18 protein-coding genes are annotated in these 22,707 nt (G+C 73.7%); 8 read left to right on the forward strand and 10 right to left on the reverse strand.

Annotated features, from left to right (window positions below):
• Nucleotides 1–51 precede the first annotated feature (51 nt).
• Both M3148_RS08235 and smpB read right to left on the reverse strand, forming a co-directional pair.
• Complete coding sequence (locus M3148_RS08235; protein WP_251304195.1) at nucleotides 52–1,917, reverse strand: DUF2207 domain-containing protein; 1,866 nt, start codon at nucleotides 1,915–1,917, stop codon at nucleotides 52–54.
• A complete protein-coding gene (smpB, locus tag M3148_RS08240; protein WP_308203228.1) occupies nucleotides 1,914–2,435 on the reverse strand; it encodes an SsrA-binding protein SmpB in 522 nt (173 codons plus the stop codon). The genes M3148_RS08235 and smpB overlap by 4 nt, the downstream gene beginning before the upstream one ends.
• A gap of 213 nt (nucleotides 2,436–2,648) precedes the next feature.
• Between smpB and M3148_RS08245 the strand changes: the two genes are divergently transcribed.
• Nucleotides 2,649–3,194 carry a hypothetical protein gene (locus tag M3148_RS08245; protein ID WP_251304196.1) on the forward strand — a complete coding sequence of 182 codons (546 nt, stop codon included), beginning with the start codon at nucleotides 2,649–2,651 and terminating at the stop codon, nucleotides 3,192–3,194.
• On the opposite strand, the gene M3148_RS08250 is transcribed toward M3148_RS08245, so the two are convergent.
• From M3148_RS08250 to M3148_RS08275, 6 genes are all read right to left on the reverse strand, one after another.
• Nucleotides 3,191–4,351 carry a Gfo/Idh/MocA family protein gene (locus tag M3148_RS08250; protein ID WP_251304197.1) on the reverse strand — a complete coding sequence of 387 codons (1,161 nt, stop codon included), beginning with the start codon at nucleotides 4,349–4,351 and terminating at the stop codon, nucleotides 3,191–3,193. The two genes, M3148_RS08245 and M3148_RS08250, sit on opposite strands and share 4 nt — an antisense overlap.
• Before the next feature lie 2 nt (nucleotides 4,352–4,353).
• Entirely contained in the window at nucleotides 4,354–5,853 is a 1,500-nt protein-coding gene (locus M3148_RS08255; protein ID WP_251304198.1) for a tripartite tricarboxylate transporter permease, read from the reverse strand.
• A gap of 9 nt (nucleotides 5,854–5,862) precedes the next feature.
• Complete coding sequence (locus M3148_RS08260) at nucleotides 5,863–6,342, reverse strand: tripartite tricarboxylate transporter TctB family protein (RefSeq protein WP_251304199.1); 480 nt, start codon at nucleotides 6,340–6,342, stop codon at nucleotides 5,863–5,865.
• 70 nt (nucleotides 6,343–6,412) lie between these two features.
• Nucleotides 6,413–7,438 carry a Bug family tripartite tricarboxylate transporter substrate binding protein gene (locus tag M3148_RS08265; protein WP_251304200.1) on the reverse strand — a complete coding sequence of 342 codons (1,026 nt, stop codon included), beginning with the start codon at nucleotides 7,436–7,438 and terminating at the stop codon, nucleotides 6,413–6,415.
• Nucleotides 7,439–7,448: 10 nt separating this feature from the next.
• Nucleotides 7,449–8,453: a LacI family DNA-binding transcriptional regulator gene (locus M3148_RS08270; protein ID WP_251304201.1), complete on the reverse strand. Its 1,005-nt coding sequence runs from the start codon at nucleotides 8,451–8,453 to the stop codon at nucleotides 7,449–7,451.
• A gap of 299 nt (nucleotides 8,454–8,752) precedes the next feature.
• Nucleotides 8,753–9,748, reverse strand: a complete 996-nt coding sequence (locus tag M3148_RS08275) for a zinc-binding dehydrogenase (RefSeq protein WP_251304202.1) — start codon at nucleotides 9,746–9,748, stop codon at nucleotides 8,753–8,755.
• Between the two features lie 115 nt (nucleotides 9,749–9,863).
• On the opposite strand from M3148_RS08275, the gene M3148_RS18895 reads away from it, so the two are divergent.
• Nucleotides 9,864–9,938: a 50S ribosomal protein bL37 gene (locus M3148_RS18895; RefSeq protein ID WP_372435141.1), complete on the forward strand. Its 75-nt coding sequence runs from the start codon at nucleotides 9,864–9,866 to the stop codon at nucleotides 9,936–9,938.
• Between the two features lie 68 nt (nucleotides 9,939–10,006).
• On the opposite strand, the gene rsrA is transcribed toward M3148_RS18895, so the two are convergent.
• Nucleotides 10,007–10,288 (reverse strand): mycothiol system anti-sigma-R factor, encoded by a 282-nt coding sequence (gene rsrA, locus M3148_RS08280; RefSeq protein ID WP_251304203.1) that lies wholly within the window; start codon nucleotides 10,286–10,288, stop codon nucleotides 10,007–10,009.
• Nucleotides 10,285–10,986, reverse strand: a complete 702-nt coding sequence (locus tag M3148_RS08285) for a sigma-70 family RNA polymerase sigma factor (protein WP_285883828.1) — start codon at nucleotides 10,984–10,986, stop codon at nucleotides 10,285–10,287. Before M3148_RS08285 ends, rsrA begins: the two co-directional genes overlap by 4 nt.
• 99 nt (nucleotides 10,987–11,085) lie before the next feature.
• Here M3148_RS08285 and M3148_RS08290 point away from each other — a divergent pair, with 99 nt between their 5' ends.
• The 6 genes from M3148_RS08290 (at nucleotide 11,086) to recD (ending at nucleotide 22,602) form a co-directional block, all read left to right on the forward strand.
• The gene (locus M3148_RS08290; protein ID WP_251304205.1) at nucleotides 11,086–11,601 is read left to right on the forward strand and encodes a DoxX family protein; all 516 of its coding nucleotides are present in this window, start codon (nucleotides 11,086–11,088) and stop codon (nucleotides 11,599–11,601) included.
• Between the two features lie 67 nt (nucleotides 11,602–11,668).
• On the forward strand, nucleotides 11,669–13,006 hold the full coding sequence (aroA, locus tag M3148_RS08295; RefSeq protein WP_251304206.1) for a 3-phosphoshikimate 1-carboxyvinyltransferase: 1,338 nt from the start codon (nucleotides 11,669–11,671) through the stop codon (nucleotides 13,004–13,006).
• 11 nt (nucleotides 13,007–13,017) lie between these two features.
• Nucleotides 13,018–14,064 carry a ribosome small subunit-dependent GTPase A gene (rsgA, locus tag M3148_RS08300; RefSeq protein WP_251304207.1) on the forward strand — a complete coding sequence of 349 codons (1,047 nt, stop codon included), beginning with the start codon at nucleotides 13,018–13,020 and terminating at the stop codon, nucleotides 14,062–14,064.
• 59 nt (nucleotides 14,065–14,123) lie between these two features.
• On the forward strand, nucleotides 14,124–17,465 hold the full coding sequence (gene recC / locus M3148_RS08305) for an exodeoxyribonuclease V subunit gamma (RefSeq protein WP_251304208.1): 3,342 nt from the start codon (nucleotides 14,124–14,126) through the stop codon (nucleotides 17,463–17,465).
• Nucleotides 17,462–20,803, forward strand: a complete 3,342-nt coding sequence (locus M3148_RS08310) for a UvrD-helicase domain-containing protein (RefSeq protein ID WP_251304209.1) — start codon at nucleotides 17,462–17,464, stop codon at nucleotides 20,801–20,803. The genes recC and M3148_RS08310 overlap by 4 nt, the downstream gene beginning before the upstream one ends.
• Nucleotides 20,800–22,602 carry an exodeoxyribonuclease V subunit alpha gene (recD, locus tag M3148_RS08315; RefSeq protein WP_251304210.1) on the forward strand — a complete coding sequence of 601 codons (1,803 nt, stop codon included), beginning with the start codon at nucleotides 20,800–20,802 and terminating at the stop codon, nucleotides 22,600–22,602. Before M3148_RS08310 ends, recD begins: the two co-directional genes overlap by 4 nt.
• Nucleotides 22,603–22,707: the final 105 nt, after the last annotated feature.

The following is a 22,707-nucleotide window of genomic DNA, read 5'->3' on the forward strand; positions in this document are numbered from 1 at the left end:
GCAGCGGTGCGTGTCAGGCCTCGAGTATCCGCCACCGGCCTGCGAACCGCCCTACCAGCTGCCGCCGCCCATCCCTCCGGCTCCGCCGCCCACCGAGCCGGAGAATCCGGAGCTGCCGCTCGACCCGGCCGAGGTCACCGCGGAGGCCGCCGCCTCGGCGAAGGCTCCGACGGAACCGGCGAACATCGCCGGCTGGGTCCACCAGCCGATGCCCGGCGTCACCGGCACGTACCAGTCCGGGCTCCCGACCTGCCGCCCCTGGGCCGCGACGTCCGCGAGAATCTGCGCCCACCGCTCGGTGAGCCCGAAGACGATCGCGTACGGCAGGTACCGCGAGAAGAGGTCCTGCCCCTCCTCGAAGCGGATCTGCTCGGCCTCGGCGGTCGCGAGGTACTCCCGGAACCCGAGCGTCTGCGCGAGCACCGCGGTCCCGGCAGCCGTCCGTGCCGGCACCGCGGAGGATGCGACGGCGACGACGATGCCGACGAGCAGCAGCGGGATCCCGAGCACCGCGGGCCATCGCAGCAGGACGAGCACCACGGTCACGAGGATCCCCAGCCCCACGAGCCCCACACCGCCCAGCAGCCAGTGGTTGCGCACCGCGAGCGGCGAGCCACGGAACCAGCCGTGCTCGGTCACGGTGCGGTACAGCGCCTCCTGCGTCTTCGCGACTGCGGTGGCGTACGTCGCGCCCACCTCCGAGAGCGCCACCGGCTCACCGTCCGGCATGAGCGCGTCGAGGAGCTCGCGCTCGTAGCGCTCCAGCCCGTCGGACCAGCTGCGCAGCGGGACGAGCCGCCAGTCGCTCACGTCGTCGCCGACCTTTTCCGGAGCGACCTCCTCGATGCGGAGGTAGCCGCGCACGGCGAGGTCGACGAGCGTGGCGGACACGTCGCGGGAGTCGGCCACCTCGTCGTGGAGGGTGCCGACCTCACCGGGCCGGACGTCGTCGGGCGGGGTGAAGCGCACGGCGACGGCCTGACGACGGCGCGCCGGCCCCACCGTGCCGGCCTGCCCGTCCGCCGGGGCGAGCCCGGGGGTGAGGTCGAGGTAGGCCTCGTCGCGTCCACGCCGCGAGGCGACGACGACGGCGGCACCCGCTCCGAGCACCGTGGCCAGTCCCGCCGCGCCACCGGTGAGCGGACCCAGCTGAAAGGTGTTGGACCAGGTCCGGCGCGGCTCGTGGACGGGCTCGGCGCCGACGAGCGTGCCGGCGGGCCAGCCGACCGCCACGCTCAGCCCCTCGCCCTCGTCCAGGCGCTCGTGGAAGAAGTCGACGCGCTCCCCGCGGCTCTCACCCGCGCCGTCGCAGGCGTCGTCGGACCCCGTGCGGCCGACGTAGCAGGCACTGGCCTCCGGCGGCACCGGGCCGGTGACGGCGACGGTGACGTCCTCGATCGGGACGTCGAAGCCGCCCGGCGCCACGACGTTCCAGTACAGCTCGTCCCGCACGGTCGCGTCCGGGCCGGTGGCCTCCGGCGTGGACAGGCCGTCGACCGTGTACGTCACGCGGTAGTCGTGGGCGCCGGTGACCTCGACGTCCTCGTCGCCGATGAAGAGCTGGATCGCGCCGCCGTCGTGCTCGACGCGCAGGTCCGCCGGGGCGCCGGTGGCCGACTCCGCGGTGACGTCGCTGACCGTGAGCCGGCGGTAGTGGTCCGGGTCGCCCTCGATCTCCTGCAGCTCGGCGAGGACGAGGAAGGGGCCGTGCGCCTCCTCGTCGCCGAAGTCGTAGGTGAGGTCGACCTCGACGCGCACCGTGCCGCCGTCGGCCTCGACGACGGCCCCGACGTCGAGGCGGGAGATGTGGCCCACGGAGTCGTCCGCGCGGGCGGGCGACGCGACGAGCAGCGTGAGCGCGGCGACGCAGAGCAGCGCGAGGACGAGCAGGGACGCCGCGCGCCGCACCACGCTCATCGGTTGGCGCGCAGGCTCATCGCCCGCTGGGCCTCGCGGTTGTCCTGCTGCTCGCGCAGCGCGTGGCGCTTGTCGTACTCCTTCTTGCCTCGGGCGAGGGCGACGAGCACCTTCGCGCGGCCACGGATGAAGTAGAGCTCCAGCGGGACGACGGTGTGGCCCTTGTCCTTGCTCTTGCCGACGAGCCGGTCGAGCTCGGCGCGGTGGAGGAGGAGCTTGCGCTTGCGCCGCACGGTGTGGTTCGTCCACGTGCCCTGGCTGTACTCGGGGATGTGTACGCCCTGCAGCCAGGCCTCGCCGCGGTCGAACTCCACCCAGCCGTCCACGAGCGAGGCGCGACCCATGCGCAGCGACTTCACCTCCGTGCCGGTGAGCACGAGGCCCGCCTCGAAGGTCTCGTCGATGTGGTAGTCGTGGCGGGCCTTCTTGTTCCGGGCCACCACGGTGCGCTTGTCCGCCTCGGCCTTGGCCTTCTCAGCCGCGGTGGGCTTGCGTGGCTTGGTCGGGGTCGGGGACACCGGCGGACTCCTTCTTCTTCAGTGGACGCACGCGGCCGAGCCGCGGCGTTCCAGCGTAGTGCAGCATCCCCGCGCCGTCGTCGTCCTATCGCGAGGTTCCGCACGTGGAGAACGCTCGAGCGGCCACCGGTGGGCTGACGTCGGCCAGGGCCGTTCGACCCACCCCGGCTCGGAGCGGGCACGGGAGGATTGTCGCCGGAGGGGAGATCGGTGATGAGTCAGCAGGTGCTCGGCAGTCCCCGCGCGGTCGAGACGGCCGTGTCGGCCGTCGCCCGCGCCCTCGGTTCCCCGCCGTCCCTCGGCGCGCTGCACGTCGTCTCCTGGCCGGTGCACGACGCGGAGTCCCTACGCGGCGCCGCCCTCCTCGCGGAGTCACGGCTGTCCGCCGAGTCCCCCGAGCGAGTGCGTGCCGACCACCGCCGTCTCTTCGTCGGGGACGCGCACCGCCCGGCGGTCGCGCCGACGGCCCCGCCCCCCGCCGTCGCGCCGTCGCTGGCCGCGCTCCTGGCCCACGTACCCGGCGCCGCACAGCCCGGGACCGGTGGCCTCGTCGCCGCCCTCGACGCCTACGCCGCGCTGCTCGCCGACCCGCGCGCGGACACCGCCACCCGCCGCGCGCTCGTCCACGAGCACCTGCTCACCTGGGGCACCCGCTGCCTGAGCCGGGTCCAGCTCGGTGCCCAGACCTTCTGCTACCAGGGGGTCGCGACGGTTGGCCTGGGCCTGCTGAGGCACGCCGCGGACAGTCGGGAGCTCTAGAGGCGGACTCTGCGGTCTGTGGCCGCAGACTCGTAGGCGGCATAGATCGCTTGCATCGACGTGTAGGCCAGCTCGAAGTCCGATTGCGGTGTGCCTCCGTGGACGACGCAGTCGATGAAGTCCTGCATCTCCCCGATGTAGCCGCGTGCCATCAGCTCATCCAGGAGCACGTACTGCCAGCCACCCTTGTTGTCGATCTTCTCCGTCACGTACACGTCGTCGAGGGAAGCTGCGTCGGCGTGGTAGAGCCGCAGGGAGTCGCTCTGACTGATCTGGCACAGGTGGACGCTGTCGGTGGTGAACACCTGAAGCGAGTTCCGCACCCCGCCCACAATCGTGTCGGTGGCGGTCACCACGCCTCGGGTGCCGTCGTCGAACGTGAGGATCACGTTGGCCATGTCCTCGACGTCGACGGGACGGGCGTGCAGGAAGCGACGTTGTTCGTCGGAGAGCGTGGGGGTGATCGCAGTGGTGTCTGCGAGCACCGAGTCCACGGCGACGGTTCGTCCAGCCACCCTGGCCTCGACCTGCTTCAGGTACAGCATGGCCGACAGCGGGTGGCAACCCTGGCGGATGAGTGCGCCGCCGCCGGAGTCCTTCCAGTGTCGCGAGTACTCAGCGTGCGAGCCGTTGTGCGACTCTTCACCGATCATCATGGTGATTCGCGAACCCGACTTCTCCAGAACCTCGCGGCTCTTCTGCACCGACGGCGCGTAGACGTAGTTCTCGGCGTACCCGAAGACGAGACTGGTGCCCGCCAGGACCTCACGCAGCCTGTCCATCTCTGCCATGACCGCTTCGTACATCTGCCGACGGTCCACCGACTCGGCCCCGTCGTCGGGCACGTCGAAGAAGCCGGTCAGGGGCTTCTCGCAGATGACGTGCTTGCCGGCCTCGATGACCTTCGTGACCATCTCGACGTGCAGCGACGGCGGCGTGCAGATGTCGATGACGTGCACGTCGTCGTCCGTGAGCAACTGCTCGAGGTCGTCGTAGACCTTCGTGATCCCGTGCCGTTGCGCAAACGCGTCGCGCCGAGTCGGGGGCGCGGCGACGGCAACGATCTGCGCGTCGTGGCCGGCTACCCGCTTGAACGACTCGGCGTGCAGATCCGCGACGAATCCCGCGCCGACCACACCAATTCCGACCTTCTGCATGACTACTTTCCCTTTCCAGAGGACACGAGCTTCTTGATCTTTCCGAACGCGCCCAGCTGGGCCACGAAGATGATGACGATCAGGCCGAGGAACATCAGGCTGATGGGCCGCTGGAACATGGGTAGCCAGCTGCCCTCGCTGAGGATCAGGGCGCGCCGGAGGTTGGAGTCGGCCATAGGCCCAAGGATGACGCCAAGGAGGAAGGGCGCGGCCGGGAACCCGAACTCGTACAGGAACAGTCCGACGAGGCCGAAGACCAGCATCATCCGGACATCGAACAGCGAGTAGTTGATGAGGTAGGAGCCGACGACCGCCAGCACGTAGATGACCGGCATGAGGATCTCCTTGCGCAGACCGAGGACGCGCACCGACAGCTTCATCACGAGCAGCGCCAAAAACCACATCGCGACCGCGGAAACGGCCAGGTAGACGGCAACTTCGAAGACGAACTCCGGGGACTCACGGGTCAGCAGCGGGCCGGGACGGTAGCCGTGCATGAGGAAGGCTGCGAGCAGGACCGCGGCCGGGGCTGAGCCGGGGACCGCGAGCGACAGGATCGGGATGAGCGCGCCGCCAATTGCCGCGTTGTTGCCGGACTCCGCCGAGATGACCCCCAGCTTGTTGCCCTTGCCGAAGGACTCGGAGTCCTTGCTCAGGCCCTTGGTGGCCGCGTAGGACAGCCAGCCGCCGACGTCTTCGCCGACTCCCGGGATGATCCCGACGCCGGTTCCGATTGCGGAGGAGCGCAGCACCGTCGACGAGCTGCGGAACACCGCACCGACCGCGTCACCGACCTTCACCTTCACCACCTTGAGCGGGACATGATCCGACTTACGGAACGCCTTGACGATCTCCGGGAAGCCGAACAGGCCGATCATGATGGGAATCAGCTGGATACCGCCCATGAGGTTGACGTTGCCGAAGACGAACCGCGGCTCCGCACCAATGGGGTCGAGGCCGATCTGAGCGACGAAAAGCCCCAGGAAGCCGGCGATCCAGCCCTTCAACGCATGGTCCCGCGCGGTGAGCGTGCCACAGATGGCGATACCGAAGGCCGCGAGCAGGAAGAACTCCCAGGCACCGAAGTTCAGTGCCGCGCGGGTCAGTAGGGGGGTCAGCGTCAGCAGGAAGATGACGCTGATGACCGTGCCCAGCGCGGACGCGGTGATCGCCATCAGGATCGCGCTCCCGGCCTTGCCTTGACGGGCCATGGGGAAGCCGTCGACTGCCGTTGCAGCTGAGGCTGGAGTCCCCGGGATGTTGAGCAGGATCGCGGTCTGGGCGCCCCCGGAGATGGAGCCGACGTAGATCGCCAGCAGCGAGATCAGAGCGGTATCGGTGGGCAGGCCGAAGGTGAGACCGGCGAGCAGGGCGATCGCCATCGTCGCGGACAGACCCGGCAGGATGCCCATCACGAGGCCGACGAACGTCGCCAGGATCAGCACCGCAAAGTTCAGCGGCTCGGTGACAGTGGCGAGAGCGTCGAGGAGGTAGTCAGACATGGCTCGACCTCACGGGAGGGGAATGTTGAAGATGACGGAGAACAGGACGACGATCCCGCCGACGGTCGCGCCGGCGATGACGAGCACCGAGTACCAGCGCGCTGCCCTGAGGAACGCGAGCACGGCGACCGTGAAGATCAGCGACGCGACCCAGAACTGGAGCAGCTGGATGAGCACAAAGGTGTAGATGGCCATCAGCAGCAGGCCGATCACCATGGTGCGCGTGTCGGGGTGCCTGGCCACGCCGACGAGCCAGGCCTGCGCCTCGGACACGCGGGCCCGCAGGCCGTCACGGCCCACTGACTGGCGGAGCAGCAGGAGGCTGGAGGCGAGCAGGACGCCGCCGAGCATTCCCGGGACGAGCGCCGGTGAGGCATGGAGCGGCTCGCCCGATGCCACGTAGATACTCACGCTGCCCGCGAGAATCGCGATCGACAGGATGCTGAGCACTGTTGAGCTGATGAAGTTCAGCTTGGGTTCGTTGCCCATGATTGGTGACTCCCGTTCAGGCGGGGCCGGCAGCGGGGTGGTGGGCGACGATGCTCACCACCCTCGCTGGTCACGGCCGGGGGATGTCGAAGTCCTCGGGGTCGTTCTCCGCGACGCCGGCGTCGAAGAGGGTCCAGGCGACGATCGACTGCAGCTCGGCGACGCGGTCACCGGCATCGGCGCGGCCGATCGCCACTGCTTGCATGCCGTTCTCTGCCGAGAAGTCGAGGAAGGCCTGGTTCTGCATCGCGGCCTCGAAGCCCTCGTCGATCGCGGCGAGAATGCCCTCGTCGAGGCCCTTCGGCACTGCCAGGCCGGTGGTCTGACCCATCGGCAGTATGTCGGCGATCTCCGGGAGCGCGTCGGCAAGCGTCGGGATCGTGATGCCGCCGTCGAGGGTGACTGCCTCGTCCGAGAGCGCCGCGAGCCCACGCAGGTCACCGGAGATCAGCATGTCGTGCATCTCCACGAGCAGCTGGGGCGCGAAGTCCACCTCTCCCCCGAGGGTGGCGAGGATGGCGGGGTTTCCGCCCTCGTAGGGCACATGGCGGTACTCGACGTCGGCCGCGGTGGCGATCAGCTCGGCCGCGATGTGGCCCGCACTACCGGGTCCCGCGGTGCCGACCGAGACCTGCCCGGGGTTCTCCTCCATCGCCTGCAGGAGATCGTCGATGGTCTCGTACGGCGACTCTGCCGGCACCGCGATGATGTTCGGGGTGAACGTCGCGAGCCAGAAGTCCCAGTCAGCCGGCATGGTCTCGAGCGTGCCCATGACCGGCATGGAGGTGAAGCTCAGCATGCCGTCGGCGAGGACCGTGTATCCGTCGGCCTTGGCGTTCAGCACCGACTGCGTGCCGACGGAACCACCGGCGCCAGGGGTGTTCGTCACGACGATCTCCTTGCCCCAGTGGTTGCCCATGGCCTCGCCCACGGTGCGGGCCGTCAGGTCCGTGGAGCCACCGGCGTTGAACGGGACGGTGACGTTGACATCCCGCTCGGGGTACGTGTCCGCGTCTCCGCCGTCATCGGCACAGGCGGAAAGCAGCAGCGTGACAGCGGCGACAGTAGCGATCGCCGTCCTCTTCGTGTTCTTCATAGCGGTTCTCCTAGTGGGAGTTGCGGATGTCCATGACGGAGCTGCCGGCGTGGAGCAGGCAGTCGACTGTTGTTCGGGCAGGTGCGGCCTGCGGACCGGACAGTTCCTGCAGGAGGCGTTCAGCGGCCGTACGGCCCATCTCCTCCGGGCGCAGGTCGACGAGCGTGAAGTCGTTGGCACCGACAAGCGCCCAGTCGGGGGCGCCGATCATGACGACCGAGAGGTCCTCGCCGACCTTGATCCGCTGGTCGCGGAGGTAGTCGACGCTGCCGCGTGCCGGCACGTTGAAGCCGAGGCACCAGGCGGTGACGTCGGGGTGCTCACGATGCACGCGCTCGGCGAGGCGGTACCCACCGTCCGCGGGGAAGTCCCCGTTGACGGACACCTCTCGCTGCCGCTTTCCCGTCGCGGCGGCAAGACCGTCCCAGAACCCCTCGCGCCGGCGGTCCAAAATCTCGAATCCTGAGTCCCACCCGAGGTAGGCCACCCGGGTGTGGCCCGCCTGGCCGAGGTGCTCGCCCAGCACGTAGCCGGCGCGATAGTTGTCGGGGAACACCTCGGTGAAACTCCCGCTGGCGCCCTGCAGCGGGCGGTCGACAAGAACCATCGGGACCCTGAGCTTGCGGATGGGGTCCGTGCTGCGTGCCCCGGCCGTCGTCGGGATCAGGATGTAGCCGTCGACGCGCTGCTGGACCATCTTGACGACAAGGTCCCGCTCACGATCGGGATCGTCGAAGGTGTTGCTGATCGACAGCGACAGTCCCTGCTTCTCGACGACCGACTCGATGGCCACCATGAGGTTGGTGAAGTACTGGTTGCTGAACTGCGGAACCAGCACCGCGATGATGCCCTGGCGCTTGCCGTGCAGACTGCTCGCCGGGCTGCTCTTGATGTAGCCCGTGGTGGCAACGGCAGCCATCACCCGGTTGCGCATGTCCGTGCTGATGTATCGCCCCTCCTTCCCGCTGAGCACGTAGGAGGCGGTGGCCGCCGTGGTGCCCGCCTCCCGGGCCACGTCCTTCAGCGTCGGGTAACGCCCTGTCACCCCACGCGCGGGTGGCGTGACAGCCGCGCCCGCACGGCCGTCACCGGCTCGATCTACCTGGTCCACACTGACCCTCCGATTCGATAGGCAAAGGATTGCCTATCGGGTACAGCGATTATTCCCACCCTTGCGGCGCGGTGTCAACGGCCGACGCACCCGCCATGCAGCAGCAGATGACCTGCGACGGTCGACGAGGCTCAGCGGTACGCTGGAAGCGCCGCGGTCGGGCGAGTTGCTCGCTCGTCAGGTGCGCCGCGTCGGACGGGCCGTCACACCGAACCGGGCCCACGCTCCTCGGGCAGCTCGAGGACGAGCTTGCCGAAGACCTCACCCGCGGCGAGCCGGGCGAAGGCGTCGGCCGCCTCCGTGAGGGGCACGACGGCGTCGACGTGTGGGCGCGCGCCGCTCGCGACGAGCAGCCCGACGAGCCGGCGCAGCTCCTCGATCGTGCCCATCGTCGAGCCGACGACGCGCAGGCTGCGGAAGAAGACCCGGTTGAGGTCGGCGGGCGGCGCCGCGCCCGTCGTCGCACCGGCGACGGCGATCGTCCCGCCGGGGCGCAGCGCGCGCAGCGAGTGCGCCCACGTCGCCTCGCCCACCGTCTCGACGACGGCGTCCACCTGGGCGGGCAGGCGCTCCCCGGCGGGGAAGACGGCGTGCGCACCCAGGCCGCGGGCCCGCTCGTTGCGCTCCTCGTCGCGGCCGCACACCCACACCTCCAGGCCCGCGGCGCGGCCAAGGACGACGGCGGCGGTCGACACCCCACCGCCGGCTCCCTGGACGAGCACCCGCTGCCCGGGGCGCAGGTCTGCGGCGGTGAACAGCAGGCGATAGGCGGTGAGGTAGGCCGTCGGCAGGCTCGCGGCCTCGGCCCAGCCGAGCTCCGGCGGCTTGGGCACGAGGTTGCCCGGCGGCACCCACACCGTCTCGGCGAGCGTGCCGGGGTACTTCTCCGACAGGAGCGTGCGCGCGGGGTCCAGGGTCTCGTCACCGCGCCACAGCGGGTCGCCGACGACGGCGTGGACGATCACCTCGCGGCCGTCGGCGTCGGTGCCGGCGGCGTCGCAGCCCAGCACCATCGGCAGCCGGTCGGCCGGCAGCCCGACCCCGCGCAGGGACCACAGGTCGTGGTGGTTGAGGGCCGCGGCGCGCACCCGGACGGGCACCCAGTCGGGGTGCGGGGCTCCGGGGTCGGCGATCTCCCCGACGGCGAGCCCGCTCAGCGGGTCATCGGCGTCCTGGCCGGCGGCGTAGGCGGCGAGCATGGCCCTACCCTGCCACGCCGTCGTCGTCCACCGCGTCGCACGCGGGGCCCGCGGATGTGGGACGATGGACCGCTGTCCCCACCCGGAACGGGTGGCCGATCGTCAGGGAGTCAACATGAGCAAGCGCGGACGCAAGCGCAAGGCACGCGCCAAGAGCGGTGCGAACCACGGCAAGCGCCCCAACAGCTGACACTGCCACGGGAAAGGGTCGGCCCCGGTGGCCGGCCCTTTCGCATGCCCGGGTGCCGGTGAGGCCCCTCAAGCGGTGGAGCCACCCGAGCGGAGCACGCTGATCTGCGTGATGACGCGCAGCCGCAGGGTCGACGGCGCGACCTCCTGGCACGAGCGGCGCAGCAGCAGCCGCACGCGGGTCTCGGCGTCGGTGGCCTCGCGGCACGTGGGGCACTCGTCGAGGTGGCGACGCAGCCGCTCGCGGTCGTGGTCGTCCATCTCGGAGTCGACGAACTCGAAGAGGTGCTCGAGGAGCTCCTCGCAGCGGCAGGCGGAGATGTCCTGGAGCGGGTCGGTGTGCTCGCTCATGATGTCGCCTCGGTCTTCATGCCCAGCTCCCGAGCGTGGTCGGCGAGCCGTTCGCGCAGCTGGCGACGCCCGCGGTGCAGCCGCGACATGACGGTCCCGATGGGGGTCGACATGATCTCGGCGATCTCCTTGTAGGCGAAGCCCTCGACGTCGGCGAGGTAGACGGCGATGCGGAAGTCCTCCGGCAGCTCCATGAGGGCGTCCCTGATCTCGGAGTCCGGGAGCCGGTCCATCGCCTCCATCTCCGCCGAGCGCAGGCCCTGGGAGGTGTGCGACGCAGCGCGGGCGATCTGCCAGTCCTCGACGCTGTCCGCGTCCGACTGCAGGGGCTGGCGCTGCTTCTTCCGGTAGGTGTTGATGAAGGTGTTCGTGAGGATCCGGTACAGCCAGGCCTTGAGGTTCGTGCCCGGCCGGTACTGGTGGAAGGCGGCAAAGGCCTTGGTGAAGGCCTCCTGGACGAGGTCCTCCGCGTCCGCCGGGTTGCGCGTCATCCGCATCGCCGCGCCGTAGAGCTGGTCGAGGTAGGGCAGCGCCTCCGCCTCGAAGCGCGCCGCACGTTCCGCGTCACTCTCGGTGTCGGGTGCGCGGTCCAGGTCTCGGTCCTCGGTCATCACCCACGAGCCTAGTCCGCCGGGCCCGGAGGCGCGGTCCAGGAGAGGGTCCTGTGGCCGGTCGAGGGTGCTCGGTGGGCAGGTCATGCCGGTGCAACCGGGGAGAGCGGCCACGCATTCCACGGACGGCGACGACGGTGAGCCGCACCACTCGCCGCGGCGCGCGGATTGCGGTAGCAATGGTCCATGAGCATCTCCCGCCGCCTCGCCCGCCCGCTGCTCGCGTCGTCCTTCGTCGCCACCGGTGTCGACGCGCTGATGCACCCCGACTCCCACGTCGAGCGCTTCCGCAAGGTCGAACCCGCGCTGGAGAGGGTCGGCATCCCGCCCTCCATCGCCTCCGACACCCGCCTGCTCGTGCGGGTGACCGGTGGCGTCTCGGCGCTCGCCGGCCTCATGCTGGCCACCAACCGCCGGCCCCGCACCGCCGCGCTCACCCTCGCCGCAGTCACCGTGCCCGTCACCCTCGTCAACAACCCGGTGTGGACGGCCAGCAACCGCGAGCGCCGCAAGGACATGCGCCGCGGCCTGCTCACCGGCGCCAGCCTCGTGGGGGGTCTTCTCATCGCCGGCCTCGACCGTGACGGCAAGCCCTCCCTCGCCTGGCGCGCCACGAACACCCGCGGCCACAAGGTCAAGATGCGGGAGGTCCGCGCCGCGGCCAAGGAGACGAAGGCCGACCTCAAGGCCAAGCTGAGCTGACGCCGCGCCAGGCCCCGGTCCAGGCGCGATTCCCGGGCCGCCGGACGTGCCCGCTACCCTCGAAGGCATGTCAACCCAGACCACGTCCGAGCTCGCCTGGCCGGCCCCGGTGGCCGCCGGCCCGCTCGACGCCGTCGTCCCGGTCCCCGGCTCGAAGTCGCTGACCAACCGCTACCTCCTCCTCGCGGCGCTCGCCGCGGAGCCCACCCAGCTGCGCCGCCCGCTGCACTCGCGCGACTCCGCGCTCATGGTGGACGCGCTGCGCGCGCTGGGGGTGCGGGTGGAGCACGTCGACACCGACGGGCGTCCCGACGCCGACGGCACCGACCTCCTCATCGACCCGGGGCCGCTGCGCGGCCCGGCGGAGGTGGACTGCGGGCTCGCGGGCACCGTCATGCGCTTCGTGCCGCCCCTCGCCGCCCTCGCCGACGGCACCGTGACCTTCGACGGCGACCCGCGCGCCCGCCAGCGCCCGATGGGCTCGCTCATCGAGGCGCTGCGCGACCTCGGTGCGCAGGTGGACGACGACGGCCGCGGCGCCCTGCCCTTCACCGTGCACGGCACCGGCGGCCTGCCGGGCGGTGTCGTCAAGGTCGACGCGAGTGCCTCCAGCCAGTTCGTCTCCGGGCTCCTCCTCATCGCCCCCCACCTCGAGCAGGGCCTGGACCTGCGCCGGAGCGGGCCGATGCCGAGCCAGCCGCACGCGGCGATGACCGTCGAGGTGCTGCGCGAGCGCGGCGTCGTCGTCGACGTCTCGCTCGGTGACGACGGCGAGCCGGCCCGCTGGCTCGTCCACCCCGGTCCCGTGGCCGGGGGCCTGGTCCCGGTGGAGCCGGACCTCTCCAACGCCGGGCCCTTCCTCGCCGCCGCGCTCGTCGCGGGCGGCCGGGTGCGCGTGCCGGGCTGGCCCACCCACACCTCCCAGGCCGGTGACCGGCTGCGCGAGCTGCTCGTGCGGATGGGCGCGTCGGTCGAGCTCGGCCCCGGCGGCCTCACCGTGGCCGGCACCGGTGCCATCGACCCGCTCGACGTCGACCTGCACGACGCCGGTGAGCTCACCCCGACCATCGCCGCGCTGTGCACGCTCGCCGACGGCCCCAGCCGCCTGCGCGGCGTCGCCCACCTGCGCGGCCACGAGACCGACCGCCTCGCGGCCCTCGTCACCGAGATCACCAGGCTCGGCGGGAACGCCCGCGAGACGGAGGACGGCCTGGAGATCGAGCCGGGCCGGCTCCACGGCGCGCGCCTCGAGACATACCACGACCACCGGATGGCCACCTTCGCCGCGATCGTCGGGCTGCGCGTCGCGGGCACGGAGGTCGTGGACGTCGCGACGACCGCCAAGACCCTGCCCGACTTCACCCGGATGTGGACCGACATGGTCGCGACGGGCGGTCGCGGCTGAGTGGAGGGGCGATGAGCAGAGGGCGGGACACCGGCACGGACGACGAGCGCGTCCGGGTCCGGCCGTCCAAGCGCGGCTCCCGGCCGCGGACCAAGCAGCGTCCGCAGCACGAGGACGCCGTCGCCGCCCGGGTCCTCGCCGTCGACCGCGGCCGCTACGCGCTCCTCACCGAGGAGGGCGTGCGGCTCGTGGCGATGAAGGCCCGCGAGCTCGGCCGCGGCGCCCGCAACGCCGTCGTCGTCGGGGACCGCGTGGGCGTCGTCGGGGACACGAGCGGCACCCCCGACACCCTGGCCCGCATCGTCCGCGTCGAGGAGCGGGAGACCGCGCTGCGGCGCTCCGCGGAGGACAGCGAGGCCGCGGGCGTTGAGCGCATCATCGTCGCCAACGCCGACCGGATGCTCATCGTCACGGCGCTCGCCGACCCGCCCCCGCGGCCGCGGATGGTCGACCGCTGCCTCGTCGCGGCCTACGACGCCGGCATGCAGCCGGTCCTCGTCCTCACCAAGGCCGACCTCGCCGACCCGGAGCCCTTCCTCGCCCAGTACGCAGCGCTGGAGGTGCCCGCCGTGGCGACCGCCGTCGTCGACGGCGAGGTCCAGGGCCTGGAGGCGGTGCGGCAGATCGTCACCGGCCACGACTCCGTGCTCGTGGGCCACTCCGGCGTCGGCAAGTCCACGCTCATCAACGCGCTCGTGCCGGGGGCGCGCCGGGCGACCGGGATCGTCAACGAGGTGACGGGGCGCGGGCGGCACACGTCGAGCAGTGCCGTCGCCCTCGAGCTGCCCGGCGGCGGCTGGGCGATCGACACGCCGGGCGTGCGCTCCTTCGGGCTCGCTCACGTGGGCCCGGACGACCTCCTCCGCGGCTTCCCCGACCTCGCCGCCGTGACCGCGGAGTGCCCGCGCGGCTGCGACCACGAGGCCGGCGCCCTCGAGTGCGAGCTCGACGCGTGGGTGGCGCGCGGGGACGCGGGCCCCGCCGGGGAGGCCCGGCTCGACTCCTTCCGCCGTCTCCTGTCGGCCCGCTCGGCCAGCGCCGTCGACCACGCGCCGTAGCCGGCGATGTCGGTGGGCCCACCTAGGCTGGGCAGCGAACCGACGGAGGGAGGCTGGACGTGCTGCACCTGCACCGCTCCGAGCGCGCCGATGCGCTCGTCCCGCCACTCGCGGCGCTGCTCGCCGACGCCCCCGAGGACCCGTTCGCGCCGGACGTCGTCGCCGTGCCCACCCGCGGCGTCGAGCGCTGGCTCGCGCAGCGGCTGTCCCACCACCTCGGCGCGGGCCCCGACGGCGAGCCCGGCATCTGCGCGAACGTCGGCTTCGGTTCCCCCGCCCGTCTCGTCACCGGCGTCCTCGCCGGCCTGCCCGGCGCCCCGGAGGAGGACCCGTGGGCGCCCGAGCGCCTCACCTGGCCCCTCCTCGAGGTCGTCGACGCCCACGCCGCGGAGCCGTGGCTGGCGCCGCTGGGCCGGTACCTCGGGGCCGACGAGCCCGACGACCACCGCCACGGGCGCCGCCTCGGCGCGGCCCGCCATCTCGCGCGCCGCTACGCCTCCTACGCCGCGCAGCGCCCGGACATGGTGCGCGCCTGGGCGCACGGACGCGACGACGACGGCGCGGGCGGCACCGTGCCCGCCGACCTCGCCTGGCAGGTCGAGCTGTGGCGCCGGCTGCGCGCTCATGTCGATGAGCCCGGGCCGGCCGAGCGCCTCGAGGACGCGCTGCGCGCCGTCGTCGCGGATCCCGGGTCCGTCGACCTTCCCGAGCGGCTCAGCGTCTTCGGTCCCACCCGCCTGCCCGAGGACCAGCTGCGCGTCCTACGTGCGCTTGCCCGGCACCGCGAGGTCCACCTGTGGCTGCCGCACCCCTCCCCCGCGCTGTGGGCCAGGGTCGCCGCCGCGGGCGAGCCGGCCTCCCGCCGGCGCCGCGAGCAGCGCGTCCACGCCGAGCACCCGCTGCTCGCCTCCACCGCACGCGACGCCACCGAGCTGGAGACCCGCCTGCTGGGCGACGGCGTCACCGACGTCCACCACCCCGCGCCGCGACCCGGGGGCACGCTGCTCGCCGCCCTCCAGGATCGCCTCGCCGCCGACGCCCCCGACGCCGTGCCCCACCGGCTGTCCCCGGAGGACTCCAGCGTCCAGGTGCACGCCTGCCACGGCTTGGCCCGCCAGGTGGAGGTGCTCCGGGAGGTGCTCGCCGGGCTCTTCGCCGCCGACCCCAGCCTCGAGCCGCGTGACGTCATCGTCATGTGCCCCGACGTCGAGGCGGTCGCGCCGCTCGTCACCGCGAGCTTCGGTCTCGCCCCCGACCGCGTCCCCGACGTCCACCCCGGGCACACGATGCGGGTGCGGCTCGCCGACCGCGCACCCGGCCGCACCAACCCCGTCCTCGGCCTCCTCGCCACGCTCCTCGGCCTCGCCGACGGCCGCGTCACCGCCTCGGAGGTGCTCGACCTCGCGGCCACCGAGCCGGTGCGCCGCCGGTTCCACCTCACCGACGACGACCTCGACCGCGTCCGCGAGTGGTCCGCCACCGCCGGCGTGCGGTGGGGCGAGGACGCCCGGCGCCGCGCGCGCTTCGAGCTGCCCGGGCTGCTCCAGGGCACGTGGCACGTCGCCCTGGACCGGCTCCTCCTCGGGTCCGCCATGGCCGAGGAGGACCACCGCTACGTCGGGCACGCCCTGCCCCTGGACGACGTCGACAGCACCGACATCGACCTCGCCGGACGGCTCGCCGAGCTCGTCGACCGGCTCACCGCGCTCCTCGCCGAGCTCGACGGCACGCGGCCGCTGACGCACTGGCTCGACACCCTCGACCGCGCCGTCACCCTCCTCGCCGACACCGCGCCCGCCGACTCCTGGCAGGTGGTCTCCGCGCGGCGCGCGCTCGCCGAGGAGCGCGCCCGCGCCACCGACGCCTCCCTGCGGCTGCCGGACGTCCGCGCCCTGCTCGCCGACCGTCTCGCCGGGCGGCCCACCCGGGCCGGCTTCCGCACCGGCGCCCTCACCGTGTGCTCCCTCGAGCCGATGCGGGCCGTGCCGCACCGGGTCGTGTGCCTCCTCGGCGTCGACGACGGCGCCTTCCCCCGCGGCACCCGCCAGGACGGCGACGACCTCCTCCTGCGCGAACCCTGCGTCGGTGAGCGCGACCGCCGCAGCGAGGACCGCCAGCTCTTCCTCGATGCTGTCACCGCCGCCGAGGACCACCTCGTCCTCCTGTACTCCGGCGCCCACGAGCGCACCGGTGCCGCGCGGCCGCCCGCGGTGCCGGTCGGGGAGCTCCTCGACGCCCTGGAGACCACCGCGACGGCCCCCACCGGCACCGTGCGCGAGCACGTCCTGCGCCACCACCCGCTCCAGGTGGTCGACGAGCGCAACTTCACCCCCGGTGCCCTCGGCCGGCCCGGTGTCCCCTTCAGCTTCGACGCCGTCGCCCACCGCGCCGCCCTCGCCGGGCGCGGCGAGCGCGTCGAGCGGGCCCCCTTCCTCACCGAGCCGCTGCCCGCGCTGCCCGCCCCCGCCAGCCTCGAGCTCGCCGACCTCGTCGCCATGCTCGAGCACCCGGTCAAGTACTTCCTGCGCCACCGCCTGGGCCTGTCGGTGGCCGGGGAGAACTTCGAGGTCGCCGACCGCCTGCCCCTCACCCTCGCGCCCCTCGACGGCTGGGCGATCGGCGAGCGCTTCCTCCAGGCGCGGCTCGCGGGCGTGCCGGACCAGCAGGTGATGAACGCCGAGTGGCGCCGCGGGGTCACCCCGCCCAAGGAGCTCGGCCGCACCGCCCTGCTCGACGTCGGCAGCCGGGTCGTGCCGATCGCGAGCGCCGCGGCCGCGGAACGGGCGCAGCCGGCGGAGGCGGTCGACGTCCTCGTCCCGCTGCCCTCCGGCACCACGCTCACCGGGACGGTCCCCGGCGTGCACGGCGGCACCGTCCTGCGCGCCACGTACTCCCGCCTGGCGCCCAAGCACCGCCTGCGCGCCTGGGTGCAGCTGCTCGCCCTCGTCGCCGCCCACCCGGAGCTGCCGTGGCGCACGGCCACGGTGGCGCGACCCGACCACCGCCGGCCGGGTGCCTACGTGGCCCGGCTCACCCCGCCCACGCCGGAGGAGGCGGTCGAGCTGCTCGACCAGCTCGTCCACCTCCACGCCCTGGCCCTGTGCGAGCCGCTGCCCGTCCCGGTCCCGGTCGCCTGCACCTACGCCACCTCCCGCGCCGGCGGGGACTCCGCGGACATGGCCCTCGTCAACGCCCGGCGCGCCTGGGACGGGGACGAGTTCCTCCGCGCGGACGAGCACCACGTCATCTGCTGGGGCACCGGCGCGAGCCTCGACGACATCCTCGGCACGCCGACCGAGTCCGAGCGGTCCTGGTACCCCCAGGACCCGAGCCGGCTCGGCGTCCTCGCCCGCCGGGTGTGGGAGCCGCTCCTCACCCACGAGCAGGTGGACAAGCCGTGACCACCACCGAGCTGGGGACCGAGCTGCCCGTCTTCGACGTGTGCGGCCCGCTGCCGGGCGGCACCACCGTGCTCGAGGCCAGCGCCGGCACCGGCAAGACCTTCACCATCGCCGCCCTGGCCACCCGCTACGTCGCCGAGCAGGGCATCGAGCTCGCCGACCTCCTCCTCGTCACCTTCGGCCGGGCGGCCACCTCCGAGCTGCGCGACCGTGTCCGGGGCCGGCTCCTCGCCACCGAGCGCGCCCTGCGCGACCCCGCCACCGCTCGCACGAGCCGCGACGAGGTCGTGGCCCACCTCGCCGCCGTCGACGACGGTGAGGTCGCCACCCGCCGGCTGCGGCTCACCCGCGCCCTGTCCCAGCTCGACGCCGCGACCATCACGACGACGCACGGCTTCTGCCAGCAGATGCTCACCTCCCTCGGGGTGGCCGCGGACCTCGATCCCGACCACACCTTCGTCCCGGACGTCGCCGACCTGCGCGAGGAGGTCCTCGACGACGTCTACCTGCGCCTGTACGCCGGGTCCCGCGAGCCCGCGCTCACCCCGGACGAGGCCCGCACGGTCGGCAAGGAGGCGGTGAGCGACCACCAGGCCGCCCTGCGCCCCACCGACGCCCCGGCAGACTCCCTGCCCGGGCACCGCCTGACCCTCGCCCGGGCCGTGCGCGAGGAGGTCCACCACCGCAAGCGCAGCCGGCGCCTGCTCGACTACGACGACCTCCTCACCCTGCTGCGCGACGCCCTCACCCACCCCGTCCACGGACCGGCCGCCGCCGCGCGGGTCCGCGAGCGTTACGCCGTCGTCCTCGTCGACGAGTTCCAGGACACCGACCCGGTCCAGTGGGAGATCCTGCGCACCGCCTTCCACGGGCACCGCACCCTCGTCCTCATCGGCGACCCGAAGCAGGCGATCTACGCCTTCCGCGGCGGCGACGTCGTCACCTACCTCCAGGCCCGCGAGGTCGCGACGAGCACCGCCACCCTGGGGCGCAACTGGCGCAGCGACGCCCCGCTCCTCACCGGCCTCGAGGCGCTCCTCGGCGGTGCGGCGCTCGGGGACGAGGCGATCGTCGTGCGGCCCGTCGCCGCGGCCCACACCGGCGAGCGGCGCCTGCGGGGTGGGCCGCCCGTGCGGCTGCGGCAGGTCACCCGCGAGCCCTTCCGGCTCGCCGGCACGAAGAACCCGCGGGTGGGTGACGTGCGCCGGCTCGTGGCCGACGACGTCGCCGCGGACGTCGTCGCCCGGCTCGGTGCCACCCAGCTTCACGACGGCGAGGGCTGGCGGCCGCTGCACCCCGGCGACGTCGCCGTTCTCGCCCGCCGCAACGCCGATGCCGACGCCGTGCGGGACGCGCTCGCGGCCGCCGGCGTGCCCGCCGTCGTCTCCGGACTCTTCAGCGTCTTCGCCACCGACGCCGCCCGTCACTGGCTCACGCTCCTCACCGCGCTCGAGCAGCCCGGGCACGGCGGACGGGCCGCGGCGCTGGCCCTCACCCCGTTCCTCGGCTGGGACGCCACCCGTCTCGGCACGGCGCAGGACGCCGCCCGCGAGGAGCTGTCCGACACCGTGCGCAGCTGGGCCCGTCTCCTCACCGAGCGCGGGGTCGCGGCACTCGTCGAGGCGGTCACCACCGCGGGCGTCGCCGAGCGGCTCATGGCCACGGCCAGCGGCGAGCGCGTGCTCACCGACGTCCGGCACGTCGGGGAGGCGCTGCACCTGGCCGCGGTCGAGGAGGACCTCGGGGTCGCCGCGCTGACGGACTGGCTGCGCACGCGGATCGCCGAGGCGGACCGCGACTACGCCGAGGAGCGCAGCCGCCGGCTGGAGACCGACGCCGACGCCGTCCAGGTCGTCACCGTCCACTCCTCCAAGGGCCTGGAGTTCCCGGTCGTCTACGTCCCCTTCGGCTGGGACCGCTACGAGTCGCGCACCCCGCCGGTGCTCCGCTACCACGACGACGCCGGCACCCGGCTGCTCCACGTCGGCGGCCAGGAGGATCCCGGCTACGACGACGCCCGCGACCGCCACCTCGCCGAGGAGCGCGGGGAGGACCTGCGCCTCCTCTACGTCGCCCTCACGCGGGCCGCGGCGCAGGTCGTCGTCCACTGGGCGCCGTCGTCCAACTCCCCCGCCGGGCCGCTCACCCGTCTCCTCCTCGGCGGGCACGCCCCCGGGCAGGAGCCGCCGGCCCGGGTGCCCGTCCGCGCCGACGACGCCGTCACCGACGCGCTGGCCGCCGTCGTCGCCCGCTCGGGCGGCACGGTGGCCCTCGAGCGCGTCACCGCGCGCTCCCGGCCCGTGACCTGGCAGCCCCCGCCGCCCGAGCGCCCGGAGCTCTCCGTCGCGCGCCTGGGCCGCAGCCTCGACCACACGTGGCGGCGCACGTCCTACACGGGCCTCACGGCCGCGGCGCACCACGAGCCGGTGGGCAGCGAGCCGGAGGGGACGGGTGTGGAGGACGAGGTCGACGTCCTCGTCACGGGCCCAGGCAGCCCCGACCCCACGCGCGCGCTGCCGTCCCCCATGGCCGAGCTGCCCGGAGGGACGGGCTTCGGCACGGTGGTCCACGAGGTCCTGGAACAGGTCGACACGACGGCACCGGACCTCGCGACCGAGCTGCGCGACCGCTGCCGGGAGGGCGGCACCGCGCGCGTGCCGGGGCTCGACCCCGAGGCACTCGCCGTCGCCCTCGAGGAGGTGCTCGCCACCCCGCTCGGACCCCTCGCCGGGGACGCGACGCTCGCCGGCTTCGCACCCGCGGACCGGCTCGCCGAGCTCGAGTTCGAGCTGCCGCTCGCCGGTGGCGACTCCCCGGCGGCGAGCGCCGCCACGCTCGTCGACCTCGCGCTCCTCCTGCGGCGCCACCTGCCGGCCGACGACGTCTTCGCGCCCTACGCCGACCAGCTCGCCGCCCTCGGGCCCGAGCGCCTGCACGGCTACCTCACCGGCAGCATCGACGCGGTGCTGCGGCACGGGACGGGTGACGCGACGCGCTACCTCGTCGTCGACTACAAGACCAACCGGCTGGCGCCGCCCGACGAGCCGCTCACCCTGTGGCACTACCGGCCCGAGGCCGTCGCCGAGGCGATGATGCGCTCGCACTACCCGCTGCAGCTGCTGCTCTACCTCGCTGCGCTGCACCGCTACCTGCGCTGGCGCCAGCGCGGCTACGACCCCGAGCGGCACCTGGGCGGCGGGCTGTACCTCTTCGTCCGCGGCATGGCCGGGCCGGGCACGCCCGCCGCCGGCGGCACCCCCTACGGGGTCATGGCGTGGCGGCCCCCGGCCTCGCTCGTCGTCGCGCTCTCCGCGCTCCTCGAGGGGAGGGCCTCATGACGCTCCTCGACGACGGCGACGCCCGGCTCGCGGTCCACGCCCCGCCGCTGCTCGCCCACTTCAACACCGCCGGGGTCCTCGCGGCGGCCGACGTCCAGGTCGCGCGGCGGCTGGGCTCGCTCGTCGGCGAGCGCGACGAGAGCGTGCTCCTCGCCGTCGCGCTGGCCACGCGGGCGGTGCGGTCCGGCTCGGTGTGCCTCCACCTCGAGGACGCCGCGTCCTTCGCCGCCGACGCCGAGTCACCGCCCGATGAGCTCCCGTGGCCCGCGCCCGCCGCGTGGCAGGCCGCGATCGAGGCGAGCCCGCTCGTCGCCGTCGGTGTCGAGGGTCCCGCAGACCGGCCGGTGCGCTGGGTGGGCGGGCGCCTCTACCTCGACCGCTACTGGCGCCACGAGATGGTCGTGCGCCGCCAGGCCGACGCGCGCCTCGCCGCGCCCCCGGCCGCCGTCGACGACTCGCGGCTCACCGCTGCCCTCGACCGTCTCCTCCCCGCCGCGGGCGACGAGCTGCAGCGGCAGGCCGCCGCGGCCGCTGTCACGGGCCGGCTCACGGTGCTGACCGGCGGCCCGGGCACCGGCAAGACGACGACGGTCGCCCGCCTCATCGCCGTCCTCCAGGACGTCGCCGGGCCGCTGCGCATCGCGCTGGCCGCCCCCACCGGGAAGGCCGCGGCCCGGCTGCAGGAGGCCGTCCACGAGGTCGTCGACGAGCTGGGGCAGGAGGACCGCGAGCGGGTCGGCACGCTCAGCGCCTCGACCCTCCACCGGCTGCTCGGCTGGCTGCCGGGCAGCTCCACCCGCTTCCGCCACGGACCGGGCCGCCACCTCCCCCACGACGTCGTCGTCGTCGACGAGACCTCCATGGTGTCCCTGCCGCTCATGGCGAGGCTGCTCGAGGCGCTGCGGCCCGACGCGCGTCTCGTCCTCGTGGGCGATCCGGACCAGCTCGCCTCGGTCGAGGCCGGGGCGGTGCTCGGCGACCTCGTGGCCCGCACCCCGGAGGCGTCCGGGGCGGGCGGTGTCGTCCGCCTCCTCACCGTCCACCGGCAGGAGGAGGGCAGCGCGATCCTCCCGCTCGCCGCGGCGATCCGGGCCGGGGACGCGGAGGAGACGCTGCGGCTGCTGCGCGCAGGCCACCCGTCAGTGGAGCTCGTCGAGCTCGCCGAGGACGGCGTGCCGGGCGACGCGGCGCTGACCTCCCTGCGGGCCGACGCTGCCGCTGCCGGCCGCGAGCTCGTCCACGCCGCCCGCGCGGGTGACGCCGCCGGCGCCCTGCGCGCGCTGGGGTCCCACCGGCTGCTCGTCGCCCACCGGCGCGGGCCGGCGGGCGTGGCGCACTGGTCGGCGCTCGTCGAGCAGTGGGTGGCGGAGGCGGCCGGCCCGCACCCGGAGCCGCTCGACCCCCGCAGCCCCTGGTACCCGGGCCGGCCGGTCCTCGTCACCGCGAACGACCGCGAGACGGGGCTGTACAACGGGGACACCGGCGTCGTCGTCGCCGACGGCGAGGGGCTGGTCGCGGTCCTCGGGGACCCCGGCGCCCCGCTGCGGGTGCGGACCCACCGGCTGCCCGCCGTCGAGACCGTCCACGCGATGACCGTCCACCGCGGCCAGGGCAGCCAGTTCGCGCGGGTCTCGCTCGTGCTCCCGCCGGCCGCGTCCCCGCTGCTCACCCGGGAGCTGCTCTACACGGCCGTCACCCGCGCCCGCGAGCACGTCCGCGTCCTCGGCAGCGCGGCGGCGGTCCGCCGCGCCGTCCAGACGCCCGTCCGCCGCGCCTCCGGCCTCCGCACCCCCCTGTAGCCCCGGTCCCCCAGCCCCTCCATCGCCGACAGCCGGATCTCGCCCCCGAGGGCGCGGGCCGTCGGCGCGCGTCCCCGGGCGGCGCGGTGTCGCCGCTAGCGTGAC

The sequence above is a fragment of the Georgenia satyanarayanai genome, from assembly GCF_023715365.1.
GTDB classification, from domain to species: Bacteria; Actinomycetota; Actinomycetes; order Actinomycetales; family Actinomycetaceae; genus Oceanitalea; species Oceanitalea satyanarayanai_B.

Bases quoted from the DNA above. Each gene is read 5' to 3' on its own strand.
- M3148_RS08275 (WP_251304202.1), bottom strand. From the start codon at position 9,748: ATGCTCGCCGCCTACGCCGCCGGCCAGGACGCCGATGACCCGCTGAGC.
- M3148_RS08250 (WP_251304197.1), bottom strand. From the start codon at position 4,351: ATGCAGAAGGTCGGAATTGGTGTGGTCGGCGCGGGATTCGTCGCGGAT.
- recD (WP_251304210.1), top strand. From the start codon at position 20,800: ATGACGCTCCTCGACGACGGCGACGCCCGGCTCGCGGTCCACGCCCCG.
- M3148_RS08260 (WP_251304199.1), bottom strand. From the start codon at position 6,342: ATGGGCAACGAACCCAAGCTGAACTTCATCAGCTCAACAGTGCTCAGC.
- M3148_RS08255 (WP_251304198.1), bottom strand. From the start codon at position 5,853: ATGTCTGACTACCTCCTCGACGCTCTCGCCACTGTCACCGAGCCGCTG.
- rsrA (WP_251304203.1), bottom strand. From the start codon at position 10,288: ATGAGCGAGCACACCGACCCGCTCCAGGACATCTCCGCCTGCCGCTGC.
- M3148_RS08245 (WP_251304196.1), top strand. From the start codon at position 2,649: ATGAGTCAGCAGGTGCTCGGCAGTCCCCGCGCGGTCGAGACGGCCGTG.
- M3148_RS08265 (WP_251304200.1), bottom strand. From the start codon at position 7,438: ATGAAGAACACGAAGAGGACGGCGATCGCTACTGTCGCCGCTGTCACG.
- M3148_RS08235 (WP_251304195.1), bottom strand. From the start codon at position 1,917: ATGAGCGTGGTGCGGCGCGCGGCGTCCCTGCTCGTCCTCGCGCTGCTC.
- M3148_RS08290 (WP_251304205.1), top strand. From the start codon at position 11,086: ATGAGCATCTCCCGCCGCCTCGCCCGCCCGCTGCTCGCGTCGTCCTTC.
- rsgA (WP_251304207.1), top strand. From the start codon at position 13,018: ATGAGCAGAGGGCGGGACACCGGCACGGACGACGAGCGCGTCCGGGTC.
- M3148_RS08285 (WP_285883828.1), bottom strand. From the start codon at position 10,986: ATGACCTGCCCACCGAGCACCCTCGACCGGCCACAGGACCCTCTCCTG.
- aroA (WP_251304206.1), top strand. From the start codon at position 11,669: ATGTCAACCCAGACCACGTCCGAGCTCGCCTGGCCGGCCCCGGTGGCC.